We start from the raw sequence: 16580 nt of genomic DNA, 5'->3' as shown, positions 1-16580 counted from the left end.
AGCCCAATGGCTCACCACGCACGCTGGACGATGTCGCAAGTTACTGAATTATTCAATAAACCTTTCCTTGAGCTGATGTTCGAAGCGCAACAGGTGCATCGTCAGCACTTCGATCCGCGTCATGTTCAGGTCAGCACGCTGCTGTCGATCAAGACCGGCGCCTGTCCCGAAGACTGCAAATATTGCCCGCAGAGCGCGCGCTACAAAACCGGTCTCGAATCCGAGCGTCTGATGGAAGTGGAGCAGGTGCTCGACTCCGCGCGCAAGGCGAAAAACGCGGGCTCAACCCGCTTCTGCATGGGCGCGGCGTGGAAGAACCCGCACGATCGCGATATGCCCTATCTGGAGCAGATGGTGAAAGGCGTGAAGGAGATGGGGCTTGAGGCCTGCATGACCCTCGGAACGCTGAACGAGGAGCAGGCGCAGCGCCTCTCGGCCGCGGGGCTGGACTACTACAACCACAACCTGGACACCTCCCCGGAATTTTACGGCAACATCATCACCACGCGCACCTATCAGGAGCGCCTGGACACGCTGGACAAAGTGCGTGATGCAGGGATCAAGGTCTGCTCCGGCGGCATCGTGGGCTTAGGTGAAACGGTGAAAGACCGCGCGGGCCTGCTGCTGCAGCTGGCGAACCTGCCCACCCCGCCTGAAAGCGTGCCCATCAACATGCTGGTGAAGGTCAAGGGCACGCCGCTGGCGGATAACGAGGATGTGGATGCGTTTGATTTTATCCGCACCATCGCGGTGGCGCGCATCATGATGCCAACGTCTTACGTTCGCCTCTCTGCGGGCCGCGAGCAGATGAACGAGCAGACTCAGGCGATGTGCTTTATGGCCGGCGCCAACTCCATCTTCTACGGCTGCAAGCTGCTGACCACGCCGAACCCGGAAGAGGACAAAGACGTTCAGCTGTTCCGCAAGCTGGGGCTGAACCCGCACCAGACCGGGGTGCTGACGGGCGATAACGAGCAACAGCAGCAGCTGGAGCAGCAGATTCTCAACGCCGATACCGACCAGTTCTACAACGCGGCAGCCGTATGACCTGGCAGGCACGGATTAATGCCGCGCTGGAAGAACGCCGGGCGGCAGAGGCGTTTCGCGTTCGCAGAGTGGTGGAAAACGGCGCGGGCCGTTTTCTGACCCGCGAGGGACGGCAGTTTTGTAATTTCTCCAGCAACGACTATCTCGGGCTGAGCCAGCATCCGGCCATTATCCGCGCCTGGCAGCAGAGCGCGGAGCAGTTTGGCGTGGGCAGCGGTGGCTCGGGTCACGTCAGCGGATACACCACGGCGCATCAGGCGCTGGAGGAAGAGCTGGCCGACTGGCTGGGCTACCCGCGTGCGCTGCTGTTTATCTCCGGCTATGCCGCCAATCAGGCGGTCATCACGGCCATGATGGGGAAAGAGGACCGCATTGTCGCCGACCGTTTAAGCCACGCCTCGTTGCTGGAAGCGGCAAACTTAAGTCCCGCCCAGCTGCGGCGTTTTGCCCATAACGATGCGTCACAGCTCGCCTCGCTGCTGGACAAACCCTGCGACGGGCAACAGCTGGCGGTCACGGAAGGGGTGTTCAGCATGGACGGCGACAGTGCGCCGCTTGCCGCGCTTCACGAGGCCGCAAAGCGGCAAAATGCCTGGCTGCTGGTCGATGATGCTCACGGCACCGGCGTGATGGGCGATGAAGGACGCGGCAGCGCCCATCAACAAAACGTGAAGCCGGAACTGCTGGTGGTCACCTTTGGCAAAGGCTTTGGCGTCAGCGGCGCCGCCGTGCTGTGCAGCGAATCCGTCGCTGACTATCTGCTGCAGTTTGCCCGTCACCTCATCTACAGCACCAGCATGCCCCCGGCGCAGGCCGTGGCGCTGTCGGCGTCGCTGGCGGTGATCCGCAGCGCAGAAGGGGATGAACGCCGTCAGCAGCTGGCAGAGCACATCTCCTGCTTCCGTCAGGGGCTGGCGGCGCTTCCCTTCCAGAGTCCCGATTCGCAGAGCGCCATCCAGCCCGTGATTGTCGGCGAAAACGGCCGCGCGCTGGCGCTGGCCCAGGCGCTGCGCGAGCGGGGGATGTGGGTAACGGCCATTCGTCCGCCAACCGTTCCGCCGGGCACCGCGCGTCTGCGCTTAACCCTGACGGCGGCGCATGAGGCGCAGGATATCCAGACGCTGCTGGAGGCGCTTCATGATGCCGGTGAATAAGCAGGCCGTTGCGGCGGCGTTTGGCCGGGCCGCGCGGAGCTATTCGCAGCACGATGAACTCCAGCGCCAGAGCGCGCAGGGGCTTCTGGCCGCGCTTGGCGAGAACCGCTTCCCGCAGGTGCTGGACGCTGGCTGTGGTCCCGGCAGCAACAGCCGCTACTGGCGCGAGGCGGGGAGCGAGGTGACGGCCATCGACCTGTCGCCCGCTATGCTGGACGAGGCGCGCCAGCAGCAGGCTGCGCACCACTATGTAGTGGCGGATATCGAGGCGATCCCGCTGGCGGACGCGCAGTTCGATCTGGTCTGGAGCCATCTGGCGGTGCAGTGGTGCAGCAGCCTGCCGCAGGCGTTACGCGAGCTTTATCGCGTCGCACGACCGGGCGGAAAGGTAGCCTTTACCACCTTGCTGGAAAGTTCGCTGCCGGAGCTGAATCAGGCGTGGAAAGCGGTGGATGAGCAGCCGCACGCGAACCGCTTTTTATCGTATGAGCAGGTGACGCAGGCGCTGGCAGGCTGGCGCTGTCGCAGCACGGTGCAAACCATCACGCTTAATTTTAGCGACGCGTTCAGCGCCATGCGCTCTCTGAAGGGCATCGGAGCCACGCACCTGCACGCCGGGCGGGAGAAAAAACCGCTGACCCGGGGGCAGCTGCAACGCCTGGAGCTGGCCTGGCCGCAGCAGCGGGGCCTTTTCCCGCTCTCTTATCAACTTTTTCATGGGATTATCGAACGTGACTGAACGTTATTTTGTTACCGGCACGGATACGGAAGTGGGCAAAACGGTTGCCAGCGCTGCGCTGCTGCAGGCGGCACGACTGCTCGGAAAAAACACCGCCGGATATAAGCCCGTGGCTTCCGGCAGCGAGATGACGGCGGAAGGGTTACGCAACACCGACGCGCTGGCGCTCCAGCGTAACAGTAGCCTTGAGCTTGCCTATTCGGCGGTGAATCCCTATACCTTTGCCGAGCCGACGTCGCCACACATTATCAGCGCTGACGAAGGCCGTCCGATTGATTTCGCCGTGCTGTCTGCCGGGTTACGGACGCTGGAAAGCCAGGCCGACTGGGTGCTGGTGGAAGGCGCGGGAGGCTGGTTTACGCCGCTTTCGGACACGCAGACCTTTGCTGACTGGGTGCAGGCCGAGCGGCTTCCGGTCATTCTGGTCGTCGGCGTGAAGCTGGGCTGCATCAATCACGCCATGCTGACGGCGCAGGCCGTTCAGCAGGCAGGGCTGACGCTGGCAGGCTGGATAGCCAACGACGTGGTTGCGCCGGGCAGGCGGCATCAGGAGTATCTGGCGACCCTCAAGCGCGTGCTCCCGGCACCGTTCCTCGGGGAAATCCCCTGGATTGCTGGCGATGCTGAGCAGGCCGAAACCGGGCGCTATCTCGACCTCAGCGTCTTGCTTCCCGCGACATCCAGTGGGCAATGAGCTCATCGTTCAGCTCGCTAACGTGGCCCTGAGCCACGTTACGCCCGCGATAAAGCATGCAAAACCGATCCGCCACCCGGCGGATAAACGACAGCTGCTGCTCCGCCAGCAGCACCGTCATGCCTAACTCCCGGTTTAAGCGCACCAGCAGCTGCGCCAGCTTCTGGGCAAATCCGTGTCCTGCCCCATGCGTAGGCTCATCCAGAATCAGCATCCGCGGACGGTTGACCAGTGCATTCGCCAGGGCAAGCTGATACTGATCCTCTGGCGAAAGGGCATTGCCCCGCGTCTGACGTCGCGCGTAGAGTTCCGGGAACAGATCGTATACGCCGCTTTTCGCCGCCGGGTCGGGTTTCCCCATCGCCCGCATGGCAATATGCAGATTCTCCTCAATCGTCAGTTGAGAAAAAATACGCCTGTCCTGCGGCACATAGCCTATTCCCGGCTCTGAACGTTGTTCCGGTGCCGGGCTGAGCAAATCACGCGGCGGTGCGCCCGCTTCATGCCAGATAATCGTGCCGCTTTCGACGGGGATGTTTCCGGTAATACAGTTCATCAGGGTGGTTTTACCCATCCCCGGCAGGCCTATGACGCCTGTACACATCCCTTGCGGAAAATCCAAATCCACGTTCCATAGCGTATGTTGGCTTCCGTAAAACTGATTCACTGCACGCAGACTCAACATCTTTCTCTCCTTAAAAATGCGTAGGGATAGGCCTGACGTGAAGCTGCAAAACGCTTGCCAGAAACCTGAAATCGATTAAAAAAACGACTTTTTTAGGAATAAGCCACAGGAGAGCAGGGTAAAAACGCGTGGCTTGCACATCGACGGTGCCGGGAATGGTGAGTTGTGGTGCAGGACAAAAAATGGCTGAAATGTGAGCAGGATCGCATCTGTTGGTTATGAATGACTCAACTGTTTATCGTCAAAAAAGAGCTATAAAAATTTTTTGTTGCCGCCTCGTGGGAAAATCCGGGAATTTGCTGAGCGGCGGTCTACACGGGCTGGAAGCAGTTATCCACTATTCCTGTGGATAACCATGTGCATTAGAGTTAGAAAACACGCGATAAGCGAGAGAAGACGCGGCTTTCGCCCAAATTGACGCGAAACGCGGCTTTAGAAAATATCGTTTAAAATTTAATTGCTTAGATAAAAGCAATTACCGTAATGAAAGTGTCACTCGTTGCCATAAAACTATCATTACCTGGCTTGACAAATGTTAAAAAAGAAAAAGTTCTGGGGATAACCCAACCTGGCTGGTTTTTTATCTCGTCAGAGCCTAAATTTTGTCCGCTAACGCGCTAATGACTCCGCCGCTACGCTAAATATCCTGACACGCTACTGGTTTTTCATCCAGTGTTTTTTACTGGCATTCCTGGCAACAACGAGTAAAATTACTCACCTGCCGCTTATAACGTCATCAGGTCGTCGCCATGAGTAAACCGTTCAAACTGAATTCTGCTTTCCGCCCCTCTGGCGATCAGCCTGAGGCTATCCGTCGTCTTAAAGAGGGGCTGGAAGACGGGCTGGCGCACCAGACGCTGCTGGGGGTAACCGGCTCGGGCAAAACGTTTACTGTCGCCAACGTGATCGCTGACCTGCAGCGCCCCACGATGGTGCTTGCACCCAATAAAACCCTCGCGGCACAGCTTTACGGCGAGATGAAAGAGTTCTTCCCGGAAAACGCGGTGGAGTATTTTGTCTCCTACTACGATTACTACCAGCCGGAAGCCTATGTGCCGAGCTCTGATACCTTCATCGAGAAAGATGCTTCGGTGAACGAACACATCGAACAGATGCGACTGTCTGCGACCAAGGCGCTGCTTGAGCGACGCGATGTGGTTGTGGTCGCGTCTGTTTCGGCGATTTACGGCCTGGGCGATCCGGATCTCTATCTGAAGATGATGCTGCACCTGACGCAGGGGATGATCATCGATCAGCGCGCAATTTTGCGCCGTCTGGCCGAGCTGCAGTACACCCGTAATGACCAGGCCTTCCAGCGCGGGACGTTCCGCGTGCGCGGTGAGGTGATCGACATCTTCCCGGCGGAATCGGACGATATGGCGCTGCGCGTCGAGCTGTTTGACGAAGAGGTCGAGCGTTTGTCACTGTTCGACCCGCTGACCGGCCACGTTGAGTCGGTGATACAGCGTTTTACCATCTACCCTAAAACGCACTACGTGACGCCACGCGAGCGTATCGTGCAGGCGATGGAAGAGATCAAAGAGGAGCTTGCAGAGCGCCGTAAGGTGCTTCTGGCTAACAATAAGCTGCTGGAAGAGCAGCGCCTGAGCCAGCGCACCCAGTTCGATCTGGAGATGATGAACGAGCTGGGCTACTGCTCGGGTATCGAAAACTACTCGCGCTTCCTCTCCGGGCGCGGGCCGGGCGAGCCACCGCCGACGCTGTTTGACTACCTTCCGGCCGACGGTCTGCTGGTGATCGACGAATCCCACGTCACGATCCCGCAGATCGGCGGGATGTACCGCGGCGACCGCGCGCGTAAAGAGACGCTGGTGGAGTACGGCTTCCGCCTGCCGTCAGCGCTGGATAACCGTCCGATGAAGTTTGAAGAGTTTGAGGCGCTGGCGCCGCAGACCATCTACGTGTCGGCCACGCCGGGCAACTACGAGCTGGAAAAATCCGGCGATGAGGTGATCGATCAGGTGGTCCGTCCGACCGGGCTGCTGGACCCGATTATCGAAGTGCGCCCGGTGGCGACCCAGGTGGACGATCTGCTCTCTGAGATCCGCGCCCGTTCCGCCATCAACGAGCGCGTGCTGGTGACGACGCTCACCAAGCGCATGGCGGAAGACCTGACCGAGTATCTTGAAGAACACGGTGAGAAGGTGCGCTATCTGCACTCGGATATCGACACCGTGGAGCGCATGGAGATTATCCGCGATCTGCGTCTGGGCGAGTTTGACGTGCTGGTGGGGATCAACCTGTTGCGAGAAGGTCTGGATATGCCGGAAGTCTCGCTGGTGGCGATTCTGGACGCCGATAAAGAGGGCTTCCTGCGCTCTGAACGCTCCCTGATCCAGACCATTGGCCGCGCCGCGCGTAACGTCAACGGGAAAGCGATTCTGTACGGCGACAAAATCACCCCGTCGATGGCGAAAGCGATTGGCGAAACGGAACGCCGACGCGAGAAGCAGCAGCGCTACAACGAAGAACACGGCATTACACCGCAGGGGCTGAACAAGAAGGTGGTGGATATTCTGGCGCTGGGTCAGAACATTGCGAAGACCAAAGCGAAAGGCCGCGGCAAGGCACGTTCAGTGGTGGAAGAAGATACCGTCGTACTGACGCCGAAGGCGCTGCAGCAGAAAATCCACGAGCTGGAAGGGCAGATGATGCAGCACGCCCAGAACCTGGAGTTCGAAGAGGCGGCGCAGATCCGCGACCAGCTGCATCAGCTGCGGGATCTGTTTATCGCGGCATCATAGGTAAAGCGGCGTGTATTCCCCCTCTCCCCGTGGGAGAGGGCTGGGGTGAGGGCATCACGCCGCACAAAGCGAACCTAACCCAACGCCTGAATCGCTTTCTCCAGCGCCTCGCGCAGCAGGTGGCGGTCGTGACGATATTTAATATCGCTGGCTTCCAGCGGCTCCTGCACCACCACGCGATCGCCAATCCCTGTCACATCCACTTTTGGCCCAACCACGACACCGTCGATAATTTTCTTACCGACGTACTGCTCCATCAGGTCCAGCTTGTCCGCCAGCGACAGGATCGCCGCTGCCGGGCTCAGCTCACGGCCCAGGTTACCGATATAGACCATCGGGGCAGGGGTGCGACGCAGCGCCTGCGCCAGCTCTTTTACCAGCAGAATGGGCATCAGGCTGGTATAAAAACTGCCTGGACCGATCAGGATAAGATCCGCTTCACCAATGGCCTCCACCGCTTCCCGCGTGGCGGGTACGCTCGGATAGGTCATCAACTCCGTTGGCGGCAGGAGGAGCTGGTCAATGTTCACCTCGCCGTAAACTTCATGCCCTTCGGCATCGATTGCCATCAAGTCAACCGGTTGTTCAGACATGGGGATCAGGAATGCGTCCACCTTGAGCAGATTACGGATTAAGTTGATGGCTTCCAGAGGCCGTACGCTCAGGTGATCCAGCGCCTTTAACATCAGATTTCCGAGGTTATGCCCGGAAAGTTCGCCATTGCCGCCAAAACGGTACTCAAACATCGCCGACGCGACGCTCGGCTCGGTAATTAACTGGTTCAGGCAGTTGCGCATATCTCCCCAGGCAATGCCGCCTTCAGCCCGCCTGATCCGCCCGGTTGAGCCGCCGTTGTCGGTGGTTGTCACTATCCCTGTCAGCCGTGAGCCCAGTGACGACAAAGAGGACATGACGCGGCCCAGGCCGTGGCCTCCGCCAAGAGCGACCACTCGGTCAAGATCCGCAAAAGTGCGATTGCGCATACGTATTCCTTATCACGTTCGATCGCGTAACAGTAACCTAACTACCCCCAAAAGACGATGCCTCACCCAATGCAAAATGACGTATATCAATGCGAAAATGCGGTTTTTAGGTATTCTGTAGCGAAAATGCAGGACTGAATCGCTATATACATAATTATATAGCGAAAAGCGACAATGGCGGAGTGTCGATTTCCACGCTACTATCGCCATAACCACGTTTTCAAAACTGAAAACATACACTCTAGCCCTGGCGCCTGTGTCGAATGATATGGCGCCCTGGCCGTGGCGGATTTGCCACCAGGGTACAGAAAGAAATGACTGTGCCTCCCGATTTGGAAAGGTGTACATGGCTTCACAACTTACTGATGCTTTCGCGCGTAAGTTTTACTACTTGCGTCTGTCGATTACCGATGTGTGCAACTTCCGTTGCACCTACTGCCTGCCCGATGGCTACAAGCCGGGCAGCGTCACCAATAATGGCTTTCTCTCCGTAGATGAAGTGCGCCGCGTCACGCGTGCGTTCTCTGAGCTCGGTACTGAAAAAGTCCGTCTGACCGGTGGCGAACCCTCCCTGCGCCGCGATTTCCCCGACATCATTGCCGCCGTACGCGAAAACGAACGCATCCGCCAGATCGCGGTGACCACCAACGGTTACCGCATGGCGCGTGACGTGGCCAACTGGCGCGACGCTGGCCTAAACGCGATCAACGTCAGCGTGGACAGCCTTGATGCCCGGCAGTTTCACGCCATTACCGGTCAGGACAAGTTCCGCCAGGTGATGGACGGCATCGATGCGGCGTTTACCGCCGGGTTCGAAAAAGTCAAAGTCAACACGGTGCTGATGCGCGACGTAAACCACCATCAGTTGGACACCTTCCTGGCGTGGATTAAATCCCGTCCCATTCAACTGCGTTTTATCGAGCTGATGGAAACGGGCGAGGGCAGCGAGCTGTTCCGCCGTCACCATATTTCCGGCATGGTGTTGCGCGACGAGCTGCTGAAACGCGGCTGGATCCACCAGATCCGCCAGCGCAGCGACGGCCCGGCACAGGTCTTTTGTCACCCGGATTACGAAGGCGAAATTGGGCTTATCATGCCCTATGAAAAAGACTTCTGCGCCAGCTGTAACCGCCTGCGCGTATCGTCGGTGGGCAAGCTTCATCTCTGCCTGTTTGGCGACGGCGGCGTGGATCTTCGCGATCTGCTGGAAGACGATGCCCAACAGGGTGCACTTCAAGCACGCATTTCCGAGGCGCTGACTCACAAAAAGCAGACCCATTTCCTGCATCAGGGCAATACCGGCATTACTCAGAACCTGTCCTACATCGGCGGGTAATCAGTCTTTAGAAGGAACCAGAAGATGAGTCAGGTCAGCGCAGAATTTATCCCGACACGCATTGCTATTCTTACCGTTTCCGACCGCCGTGGAGAAGAAGATGATACCTCCGGCCACTGGCTGCGTGAGGCGGCCCATGACGCGGGGCATACCATCGTCGATAAAGCGATTGTGAAAGAGAACCGCTACGCCATTCGCGCGCAGGTCTCTCAGTGGATCGCCAGTGCTGAGGTGCAGGTGGTGCTGATCACCGGCGGCACCGGCTTTACCGCGGGCGATCAGGCCCCCGAGGCGCTAATCCCGCTGTTTGACCGCGAGGTGGAAGGCTTCGGCGAAGTGTTCCGCATGCTCTCCTTTGAAGAGATTGGCACCTCCACGCTGCAGTCGCGCGCGGTGGCCGGCGTGGCAAACAACACGCTGATTTTCGCCATGCCGGGCTCGACCAAAGCCTGCCGCACCGCGTGGGAAAATATTATTGCCCCGCAGCTGGATGCCCGTACCCGTCCGTGTAATTTTCATCCCCATTTGAAGAAGTAAACTATGTCACAACTGACCCACATTAACGCCGCTGGCGAAGCGCATATGGTGGATGTCTCCGCCAAGGCCGAAACGGTGCGCGAGGCGCGTGCTGAGGCATTCGTCACCATGCTGCCGGAGACGCTGGCGATGATTATCGACGGCAGTCACCATAAGGGTGACGTCTTTGCCACCGCCCGCATCGCCGGTATTCAGGCTGCAAAACGGACCTGGGACCTCATCCCGCTCTGCCATCCGCTGATGCTGAGCAAGGTGGAGGTGAACCTGCAGGCGCAGCCGGAGCACAACCGCGTGCGTATTGAGTCCCTCTGCCGCTTAACCGGCAAAACCGGCGTGGAGATGGAAGCCCTGACGGCGGCCTCCGTCGCCGCGCTGACCATCTACGACATGTGCAAAGCGGTGCAGAAAGATATGGTGATTGGCCCGGTTCGTCTGCTGGCAAAAAGCGGCGGCAAATCCGGTGATTTTAAGGTGGACAGCCATGATTAAGGTGCTCTTTTTCGCCCAGGTGCGCGAGCTGGTCAATACCGACAGCCTGACGTTGGACGCCTCTTTTGAAAATGTCGCCGCCCTGCGCGCGCACCTGGCGGCACAAAGCGACCGCTGGGCGCTGGCGCTCGACGAAGGCAAGCTGCTGGCGGCCGTTAACCAGACGCTGGTGGAGTTCACCCACCCGCTGACTGAAGGGGATGAAGTGGCCTTCTTCCCGCCGGTCACAGGGGGCTAAGATGGTTGAAACCCGAATTCTGGTCGGTCCCGAGCGCTTTAACGTCGGTACAGAATATGACTGGCTGGCGGAGCGCGATGAAGACGGCGCGGTCGTTACGTTCACCGGTAAAGTGCGTAACCACAATCTCGGCGACAGCGTAAAAGCGCTGACGCTGGAGCACTATCCGGGCATGACGGAGAAATCGCTGGCGGCAATTGTGGATGAAGCGCGAGGCCGCTGGCCGCTCGGGCGGGTCACGGTGATCCACCGCATCGGCGAGATGTGGCCCGGCGAAGAGATTGTCTTTGTCGGCGTGACCAGCGCGCACCGCGGTAGCGCCTTTGCGGCAGGGGAGTTCATTATGGATTACCTCAAAACCAAAGCGCCGTTCTGGAAGCGCGAAGCCACGCCGGAAGGCGACCGCTGGGTGGAATCTCGCGACAGCGATAAACAGGCCGCCAGTCGTTGGTAGTCGGTTTACGTGGATGTGTTACTCTTAATGTGTGTGTGTCTTCTTAACCTTAATCAGGAGTGAATCATGGACCGATTTCCGCGTTCCGATTCAATAGTACAGCAGACCCGTAGCGGGCTGCAGACGTATATGGCGCAGGTGTACGGCTGGATGACGGTCGGCCTGCTGCTTACCGCGTTTATCGCGTGGTATGCGGCGAACACGCCTGAGCTGATGATGTTTATCTTCTCCAGCAAAATCACCTTCTTTGGGCTGATTATCGCACAGCTGGCGCTGGTGTTTGTGCTTTCCGGCCTGGTGCAGAAACTCAGTGCCGGAATGGCGACCACGCTGTTTATGCTCTATTCGGCGCTGACCGGGCTGACGCTCTCCAGCATTTTCATCGTCTACACCTACTCCTCCATCGCCAGCACCTTCGTGGTGACCGGCGGGATGTTCGGCGTGATGAGCCTTTACGGTTACACCACCAAACGTGACCTGAGCGGCTTAGGTAATATGCTGTTTATGGGGCTGATCGGGATTGTGCTGGCATCGCTGGTGAACCTGTGGCTGAAGAGCGACGCGCTGATGTGGGCCGTGACCTATATCGGTGTAGTAGTCTTTGTCGGGCTGACGGCCTATGACACTCAGAAGCTGAAAAACATCGGCGAGCAGATCGACGTGCGCGACAGTTCAAACCTGCGCAAATACTCGATTCTGGGCGCGCTGACGCTGTATCTGGACTTCATCAACCTGTTCCTGATGCTGCTGCGGATTTTCGGCAACCGTCGCTGAGGTTGTTTTGCCGGGTGGCGGTGCGGTCTGGTGCCCTCACCCTGACCCTCTCCCACGGGAGAGGGAACAAACGCTTAAAACGGCAACAAAGTTGCCGTTTTGCTTTTATTTCGCCATTGCCTTCTCATTTTTCGCCCGTAACTTTTTCGCCCGGCTCTCCAGCACCAGATAACAGACCGTTGCCAGCGCCAGCGGCAGGAAGTAATAGAGCATGCGGTAGGCGAGCAGGGCGGCAATAATCGTCCCCTGTGAAACATGTTCTCCGGCCAGCAGCGCGATAAACACCGCCTCCAGCACACCAATTCCCGCCGGAATATGCACGATAACCCCGGCGATACTGCTCACCAGCAGCACGCCCAGCACGAAGAAGTAGTTCACGTCCTCGCCAATCAACAGCCAGATGATCGCCCCCATCGCCATCCAGTTGGCGCTGGATACCGCCATCTGCAGCACCGCGAACTTCCACGACGGCAGTACCAGTTTCTGCCCTTTAATGGTCATATGGCGACGTCTGGCAAAGGCGCAGGCCCACAGATACACGGCGATGATCAGCAGCAGCACGATGCCGAGAATGCGCAGCGTGGCCTCGTCGATATACCAGTGCGCGGGCAGCTGCACCACGCCGATGGTGAAAATCACCCCGCCCAGCAGAATGTACCCCAGCCAGTTGGTGGTGATACTCAGCGAGAAAATGCGGGTGATGGTGCCACCCGGCAATCCGAGACGCGAGTACAGGCGATAGCGCATGCCGATGCCGCCCACCCAGGTGCTCAGCGTCAGGTTGAAGGCGTAGCAGATAAACGACACCAGCATCACCTGACGTTTAGCCAGCTTGTGGCCGCAGTAGGCACGACCGAGCAGATCATAGCAGCCGTACATCAGGTAGCTGACGATAACCAGCCCTACGGCACCGAGCAACACCAGCCGGTTATAGTTGCGGATAACCTTCCACACCTCTTCCCAGTCCACTTTCTGCGCGTAGACCACCAGCAGTACCGCGACCGCAATAAAAAATACCCAGGTGAGGATTTTTTTCGCCAGCCGCCAGCGAGGATGAGATTTTGACATCAGGGTTTGCCTCCATCTTCCGCTTCAACGCGGTCCTGGGTTTCCATTTCAGGCTGTACCGGCGGGTCAACCTGCGCCAGCTTTGGCGTATGCGCCGGCAGCCAGCCGACCATCGCCGGGAAGTGGCGCAGGAAGTGGAACACCACCACGCCGATGCCAACGTTCCACCAGCTCCGTTTCGGCACCATGGACTCATCCACCCGTACGCAGTCCTTATGGATAAGTCCCTGAAGGTTATCCCGCAGGGTCTGGTTAAACTGACGGTCGTGGATGATCAGGTTCGCTTCCAGGTTAAGCGACAGGCTCAGCGGATCGAGGTTACTGGAGCCGACGGTTGCCCAGTGGTCATCCATGACGGCCACTTTGCCGTGCAGCGGGCGGCGGCGGTATTCATATATCTGCACGCCGCTTTTCACCAGGTAGCGGTAGAGCAGGCGCGCGCCCACCTTCACAATCGGCATATCCGGCTCGCCCTGCACAATCAGTTTAACGCTCACGCCGCGTCGGGCCGCGTTGCGCATGGCGTGCAGAATACGGTAGCCGGGGAAGAAATAGGCGTTGGCGATAATCACTTCGCGCTTCGCATTGGCCAGCATCTTCAGGTAATGACGTTCAATATCGTCCCGATGCTCCTCGTTGTCCCGCCAGACAAACAGCGCCTGCGCTTCGCCGGGCTTGCGGTTCTCTTCCGGGCGATGACGGCGTCGCCACCAGCGGCGAGCGGCCTCTTTACCGGGCAAGTTTTCCAGCACGAACAGCTGGATGTCCTGAACCACCGGTCCCTCAATGCGGATCGCGTAGTCCTGCTTGGCCTCCGGGCCGTAATCCGACATATGCTCGGCGGAGTAGTTAATGCCGCCCACGAACGCCACCGTTTCGTCCACTACGACGATTTTGCGGTGCATGCGGCGGAACAGGTTGGTGCGCATGCCGAACAGACGCGGAGCGGGATCGTAGTAGCGGAACACCACGCCGGCGGCGGTGAGCTCGTTAACAAATTCATCGCTAAGATCCGGCGAGCCATATCCATCGAGCAGCACCTCGATTTTTATCCCGCGCCGGGCGGCATGCAGCAGTACGCTGTGCAGCTGCCTGCCAACGTCGTCTTCAAACCAGATAAACGTTTCAAGGTAGACTTTCTGCTGTGCGTGGCTAATCGCCTCAAAAACCGCCGGATAGAAGTTATCGCCGTTTTCCAGCAGCGTAATACGGTTACCTTCCTGCCAGGTGCATTTCATAAGTGGATCTCCGCGCTCAGCGGGGCATGGTCGGAAAGATGTCGCCAGTTCAGTAACGCCAGCGCCGTCGGGCTGCTGGCATGCGCATTTTTCACGTAGATGCGGTCCAGGCGCAGCAGGGGGAAGCGCACCGGAAACGTCCGTGCGGGACGACCATGTGCCCTGGTGAAAATTTCCTCCAGTCCCGCTTTGACCTTCAGCGGATGGTTGGCGCGCTGCCGCCAGTCGTTAAAATCCCCGGCGACCACCACGGGTTCGCCTTCCGGCAGCGCATTGGTCCAGTCCGCCAGCATCTGCAGCTGCGCCTGGCGGTGGGCTTCACGCAGTCCGAGGTGAACGCAGCCCACGTGAACCGGAACGTCAAGTTCTGGCGGCGTGATGCGGCAGTAAAGCAGCCCGCGCTTTTCGCTCTCCCCGACGGAAACGTCCCGGTTCTCATAATGTTCTATAGGAAAACGCGACAGCACCGCATTACCGTGATGGCCTTCCGGATAGACCGCGTTGCGGCCGTAAGCGTAATCGCTCCACATGGTGTCGGCCAGGAATTCATAGTGCGGCGTATCGGGCCAGTTTTCAAAATGCATGGGGTGTACCTCGTGCGCGCCCATCACCTCCTGCAGGCAGACAATGTCCGCGCTGACGGTGCGTACCGCGTCGCGCAGCTCCGGTAAAATGAAGCGGCGGTTAAATGCTGTGAAGCCCTTATGAATGTTTATCGTCAGCACCTTAAGCGAGAAATGCTGCGTTTTTTTGCTCATAAACACCTTCCTGGGTGACTATCCCGATGAAAATAAAGTGTAGTCGGCGTCACAAAAAGATGCGGCGTTACGGAATTTTCCGTAAAGTGCGGTAGTCTGATTAAGCAGAGAAAAATCCTTCAGGAGAGAAGCCATGAAGTGGCAACAACGTGTTCGTGTCGCAACGGGTTTGAGTTGCTGGCAGATAATGTTGCATTTACTGGTCGTGGCCGTACTGGTGATGGGCTTGATGAGCGGCACGCTGGTGCGTGTTGGCTTAGGGTTATGCGTCCTCTATGGCGTCACCGTACTGTCGATGCTGTTCTTACAGCGCCACCATGACGCGCGCTGGCGCGAGGTGGGTGATGTGCTCGAAGAGCTCACCACCACCTGGTACTTTGGTGCCGCGATGATCGTGCTGTGGCTGCTGTCACGCGTGCTGCAAAACAACCTGCTGCTGGCCCTCGCGGGTCTGGCAATCCTTGCAGGGCCAGCGGTAGTGTCGCTGCTCACTAAAGAGAAAAAGCTACGCAATGTTGCGTCTAAACATCGCATAGGCCACTGACCCCGTCGTGGCCGCTATGACCAGTAGCGGCCACAAACTTCCCCACACAATGTCCAGACTCGCATCCTTCAGATAGATCTGCTTGGTGATATCCGTAAAATGTCGAATCGGGTTTATCCACGTCAAATCCTGCAGCCACACCGGCATGTTCTCGACGGGCGACACGTACCCGGAGAGCAGAATCGCCGGCATCATAAAGACGAATACCCCGATAAACGCCTGCTGCTGCGTGGAGCAGAGCGCTGAAATCAGCAGCCCAAACCCCACCAGCGACAGCCCGTAAATCACCATCGTGAAGTAAAACAGCGCCAGCGATCCGGCGAACGGGATCTCGTAGGCCCAAATTCCCACTCCCAGCACGATGGTGGCCTGGAAGGTGGCGACGATCAGCGCTGGTACCGCTTTGCCGACGAAAATCTGCCAGGTGGCGAGCGGGGAAACCAGCAGCTGATCCAGCGTGCCCTGTTCGCGCTCGCGAGCCACGGACAGGGAGGTCACGATCATCACCCCGATGGTGGTGATCATGGCGATCAGCGACGGCACCACAAACCACTTGTAGTCCAGATTCGGGTTGTACCAGTTGCGCACCACCAGCTCGCTGTTATTGGGCTTCGGTTTGCCCTCCATCAGCTCCTGCTGATACTCCTTCACTATCTGCTGCAGGTAGTTGGCCGCTATCTGGGCGCTGTTGGAGTTGCGCCCGTCGAGGATCAGCTGCATTGGCGCGGTCTGGAAGGTATCCAGATTGCGGGAGAAATCCGCCGGAAAACGCACCAGCAGCAGCGCTTTTTGCGTGTCGATAGTGGGCTGGATCTCCTGCGGGCTTTTAAGCAGCAGGATGTGGGTAAAGGCCTTCGCCCGGGCAAAACGCTGCGTCAGCTCGACGGCGTGTTTGCCGTTGTCTTCATTATAAATGGCAATGGTGGCGTTAGTTACCTCAAGGGTGGCGGCAAACGGGAACAATAAAACCTGAAGCAGCACCGGCAGCACCAGAATGGCGCGGGTTTGCGGCTCGCGCAACAGGGACTGCAGCTCTTTGCGGATCAATGTCCATAAGCGGTGAAACATGTGCGCTCC

The 16580-nt window shown here is 58.5% G+C and carries 18 protein-coding genes and 1 riboswitch; of the genes, 12 read left to right on the top strand and 6 right to left on the bottom strand.

All coding sequences use genetic code 11. From position 1 onward, the window contains the following. Positions 1–6 precede the first annotated feature (6 nt). From bioB to bioD, 4 genes are read left to right on the top strand one after another with little or no spacing between them, the layout of a single operon-like run. Complete coding sequence (gene bioB, locus IM271_RS05545) at positions 7–1047, top strand: biotin synthase BioB (RefSeq protein WP_028012414.1); 1041 nt, start codon at positions 7–9, stop codon at positions 1045–1047. Continuing rightward, a complete protein-coding gene (gene bioF / locus IM271_RS05540; protein ID WP_193052291.1) occupies positions 1044–2201 on the top strand; it encodes an 8-amino-7-oxononanoate synthase in 1158 nt (385 codons plus the stop codon). Before bioB ends, bioF begins: the two co-directional genes overlap by 4 nt. Beyond that, positions 2185–2940 (top strand): malonyl-ACP O-methyltransferase BioC, encoded by a 756-nt coding sequence (bioC, locus tag IM271_RS05535; protein ID WP_045259949.1) that lies wholly within the window; start codon positions 2185–2187, stop codon positions 2938–2940. The genes bioF and bioC overlap by 17 nt, the downstream gene beginning before the upstream one ends. Continuing rightward, on the top strand, positions 2933–3634 hold the full coding sequence (gene bioD, locus IM271_RS05530) for a dethiobiotin synthase (RefSeq protein ID WP_047367763.1): 702 nt from the start codon (positions 2933–2935) through the stop codon (positions 3632–3634). Before bioC ends, bioD begins: the two co-directional genes overlap by 8 nt. Here the strand turns inward: bioD and IM271_RS05525 are convergent. Further along, the gene (locus tag IM271_RS05525; protein WP_193052290.1) at positions 3597–4319 is read right to left on the bottom strand and encodes an ABC transporter ATP-binding protein; all 723 of its coding nucleotides are present in this window, start codon (positions 4317–4319) and stop codon (positions 3597–3599) included. The two genes, bioD and IM271_RS05525, sit on opposite strands and share 38 nt — an antisense overlap. A 749-nt stretch (positions 4320–5068) precedes the next feature. Between IM271_RS05525 and uvrB the strand changes: the two genes are divergently transcribed. After that, on the top strand, positions 5069–7084 hold the full coding sequence (uvrB, locus tag IM271_RS05520) for an excinuclease ABC subunit UvrB (RefSeq protein WP_028012419.1): 2016 nt from the start codon (positions 5069–5071) through the stop codon (positions 7082–7084). A gap of 74 nt (positions 7085–7158) precedes the next feature. On the opposite strand, the gene yvcK is transcribed toward uvrB, so the two are convergent. Continuing rightward, complete coding sequence (gene yvcK, locus IM271_RS05515; RefSeq protein ID WP_193052289.1) at positions 7159–8067, bottom strand: uridine diphosphate-N-acetylglucosamine-binding protein YvcK; 909 nt, start codon at positions 8065–8067, stop codon at positions 7159–7161. A gap of 225 nt (positions 8068–8292) precedes the next feature. Beyond that, positions 8293–8426: riboswitch (molybdenum cofactor riboswitch) on the top strand. On the opposite strand from yvcK, the gene moaA reads away from it, so the two are divergent. The 6 genes from moaA to IM271_RS05485 all read left to right on the top strand — a co-directional run bounded on the left by moaA (position 8414) and on the right by IM271_RS05485 (position 11895). Beyond that, complete coding sequence (gene moaA, locus IM271_RS05510; protein WP_193052288.1) at positions 8414–9403, top strand: GTP 3',8-cyclase MoaA; 990 nt, start codon at positions 8414–8416, stop codon at positions 9401–9403. It overlaps the preceding riboswitch by 13 nt. Positions 9404–9427: 24 nt before the next feature. Further along, the gene (moaB, locus tag IM271_RS05505) at positions 9428–9940 is read left to right on the top strand and encodes a molybdenum cofactor biosynthesis protein B (protein WP_028012422.1); all 513 of its coding nucleotides are present in this window, start codon (positions 9428–9430) and stop codon (positions 9938–9940) included. Positions 9941–9943: 3 nt separating this feature from the next. Further along, complete coding sequence (moaC, locus tag IM271_RS05500; RefSeq protein ID WP_008501142.1) at positions 9944–10429, top strand: cyclic pyranopterin monophosphate synthase MoaC; 486 nt, start codon at positions 9944–9946, stop codon at positions 10427–10429. Next, positions 10422–10667 (top strand): molybdopterin synthase sulfur carrier subunit, encoded by a 246-nt coding sequence (moaD, locus tag IM271_RS05495; RefSeq protein ID WP_045259953.1) that lies wholly within the window; start codon positions 10422–10424, stop codon positions 10665–10667. The genes moaC and moaD overlap by 8 nt, the downstream gene beginning before the upstream one ends. Position 10668: 1 nt before the next feature. Beyond that, complete coding sequence (gene moaE, locus IM271_RS05490; protein WP_048999201.1) at positions 10669–11121, top strand: molybdopterin synthase catalytic subunit MoaE; 453 nt, start codon at positions 10669–10671, stop codon at positions 11119–11121. Positions 11122–11187: 66 nt separating this feature from the next. Then, the gene (locus IM271_RS05485; RefSeq protein ID WP_010428846.1) at positions 11188–11895 is read left to right on the top strand and encodes a Bax inhibitor-1/YccA family protein; all 708 of its coding nucleotides are present in this window, start codon (positions 11188–11190) and stop codon (positions 11893–11895) included. A gap of 105 nt (positions 11896–12000) precedes the next feature. Here IM271_RS05485 and IM271_RS05480 read toward each other — a convergent pair whose 3' ends face one another. From IM271_RS05480 to IM271_RS05470, 3 genes are read right to left on the bottom strand one after another with little or no spacing between them, the layout of a single operon-like run. Next, positions 12001–12963 (bottom strand): YbhN family protein, encoded by a 963-nt coding sequence (locus tag IM271_RS05480; RefSeq protein ID WP_048959982.1) that lies wholly within the window; start codon positions 12961–12963, stop codon positions 12001–12003. Then, positions 12963–14201, bottom strand: coding sequence for a cardiolipin synthase ClsB (gene clsB, locus IM271_RS05475; protein WP_193052287.1), 1239 nt, complete (start codon positions 14199–14201; stop codon positions 12963–12965). Before clsB ends, IM271_RS05480 begins: the two co-directional genes overlap by 1 nt. Further along, positions 14198–14959: an endonuclease/exonuclease/phosphatase family protein gene (locus tag IM271_RS05470; protein WP_041910727.1), complete on the bottom strand. Its 762-nt coding sequence runs from the start codon at positions 14957–14959 to the stop codon at positions 14198–14200. The genes clsB and IM271_RS05470 overlap by 4 nt, the downstream gene beginning before the upstream one ends. A gap of 133 nt (positions 14960–15092) precedes the next feature. On the opposite strand from IM271_RS05470, the gene IM271_RS05465 reads away from it, so the two are divergent. After that, a complete protein-coding gene (locus tag IM271_RS05465) occupies positions 15093–15503 on the top strand; it encodes a YbhQ family protein (protein ID WP_028012428.1) in 411 nt (136 codons plus the stop codon). Here the strand turns inward: IM271_RS05465 and IM271_RS05460 are convergent. Beyond that, positions 15465–16571, bottom strand: coding sequence for an ABC transporter permease (locus IM271_RS05460; RefSeq protein WP_041910726.1), 1107 nt, complete (start codon positions 16569–16571; stop codon positions 15465–15467). The two genes, IM271_RS05465 and IM271_RS05460, sit on opposite strands and share 39 nt — an antisense overlap. Positions 16572–16580: the final 9 nt, after the last annotated feature.

The organism is Enterobacter cloacae complex sp. I3 (assembly GCF_014896175.1).
Taxonomy (GTDB): domain Bacteria; phylum Pseudomonadota; class Gammaproteobacteria; order Enterobacterales; family Enterobacteriaceae; genus Enterobacter; species Enterobacter bugandensis.
The sequence above is the reverse complement of the archived record's forward strand: the minus strand, read 5'-3'. Positions and strand labels throughout refer to the sequence as shown.

Coding starts and splice junctions, on each gene's coding strand:
- IM271_RS05525 (WP_193052290.1), bottom strand. CDS start 4,319: ATGTTGAGTCTGCGTGCAGTGAATCAGTTTTACGGAAGCCAACATACG.
- IM271_RS05485 (WP_010428846.1), top strand. CDS start 11,188: ATGGACCGATTTCCGCGTTCCGATTCAATAGTACAGCAGACCCGTAGC.
- moaB (WP_028012422.1), top strand. CDS start 9,428: ATGAGTCAGGTCAGCGCAGAATTTATCCCGACACGCATTGCTATTCTT.
- moaE (WP_048999201.1), top strand. CDS start 10,669: ATGGTTGAAACCCGAATTCTGGTCGGTCCCGAGCGCTTTAACGTCGGT.
- bioC (WP_045259949.1), top strand. CDS start 2,185: ATGATGCCGGTGAATAAGCAGGCCGTTGCGGCGGCGTTTGGCCGGGCC.
- IM271_RS05460 (WP_041910726.1), bottom strand. CDS start 16,571: ATGTTTCACCGCTTATGGACATTGATCCGCAAAGAGCTGCAGTCCCTG.
- clsB (WP_193052287.1), bottom strand. CDS start 14,201: ATGAAATGCACCTGGCAGGAAGGTAACCGTATTACGCTGCTGGAAAAC.
- IM271_RS05480 (WP_048959982.1), bottom strand. CDS start 12,963: ATGTCAAAATCTCATCCTCGCTGGCGGCTGGCGAAAAAAATCCTCACC.
- moaD (WP_045259953.1), top strand. CDS start 10,422: ATGATTAAGGTGCTCTTTTTCGCCCAGGTGCGCGAGCTGGTCAATACC.
- uvrB (WP_028012419.1), top strand. CDS start 5,069: ATGAGTAAACCGTTCAAACTGAATTCTGCTTTCCGCCCCTCTGGCGAT.
- IM271_RS05465 (WP_028012428.1), top strand. CDS start 15,093: ATGAAGTGGCAACAACGTGTTCGTGTCGCAACGGGTTTGAGTTGCTGG.
- yvcK (WP_193052289.1), bottom strand. CDS start 8,067: ATGCGCAATCGCACTTTTGCGGATCTTGACCGAGTGGTCGCTCTTGGC.
- moaA (WP_193052288.1), top strand. CDS start 8,414: ATGGCTTCACAACTTACTGATGCTTTCGCGCGTAAGTTTTACTACTTG.
- IM271_RS05470 (WP_041910727.1), bottom strand. CDS start 14,959: ATGAGCAAAAAAACGCAGCATTTCTCGCTTAAGGTGCTGACGATAAAC.
- moaC (WP_008501142.1), top strand. CDS start 9,944: ATGTCACAACTGACCCACATTAACGCCGCTGGCGAAGCGCATATGGTG.
- bioF (WP_193052291.1), top strand. CDS start 1,044: ATGACCTGGCAGGCACGGATTAATGCCGCGCTGGAAGAACGCCGGGCG.
- bioB (WP_028012414.1), top strand. CDS start 7: ATGGCTCACCACGCACGCTGGACGATGTCGCAAGTTACTGAATTATTC.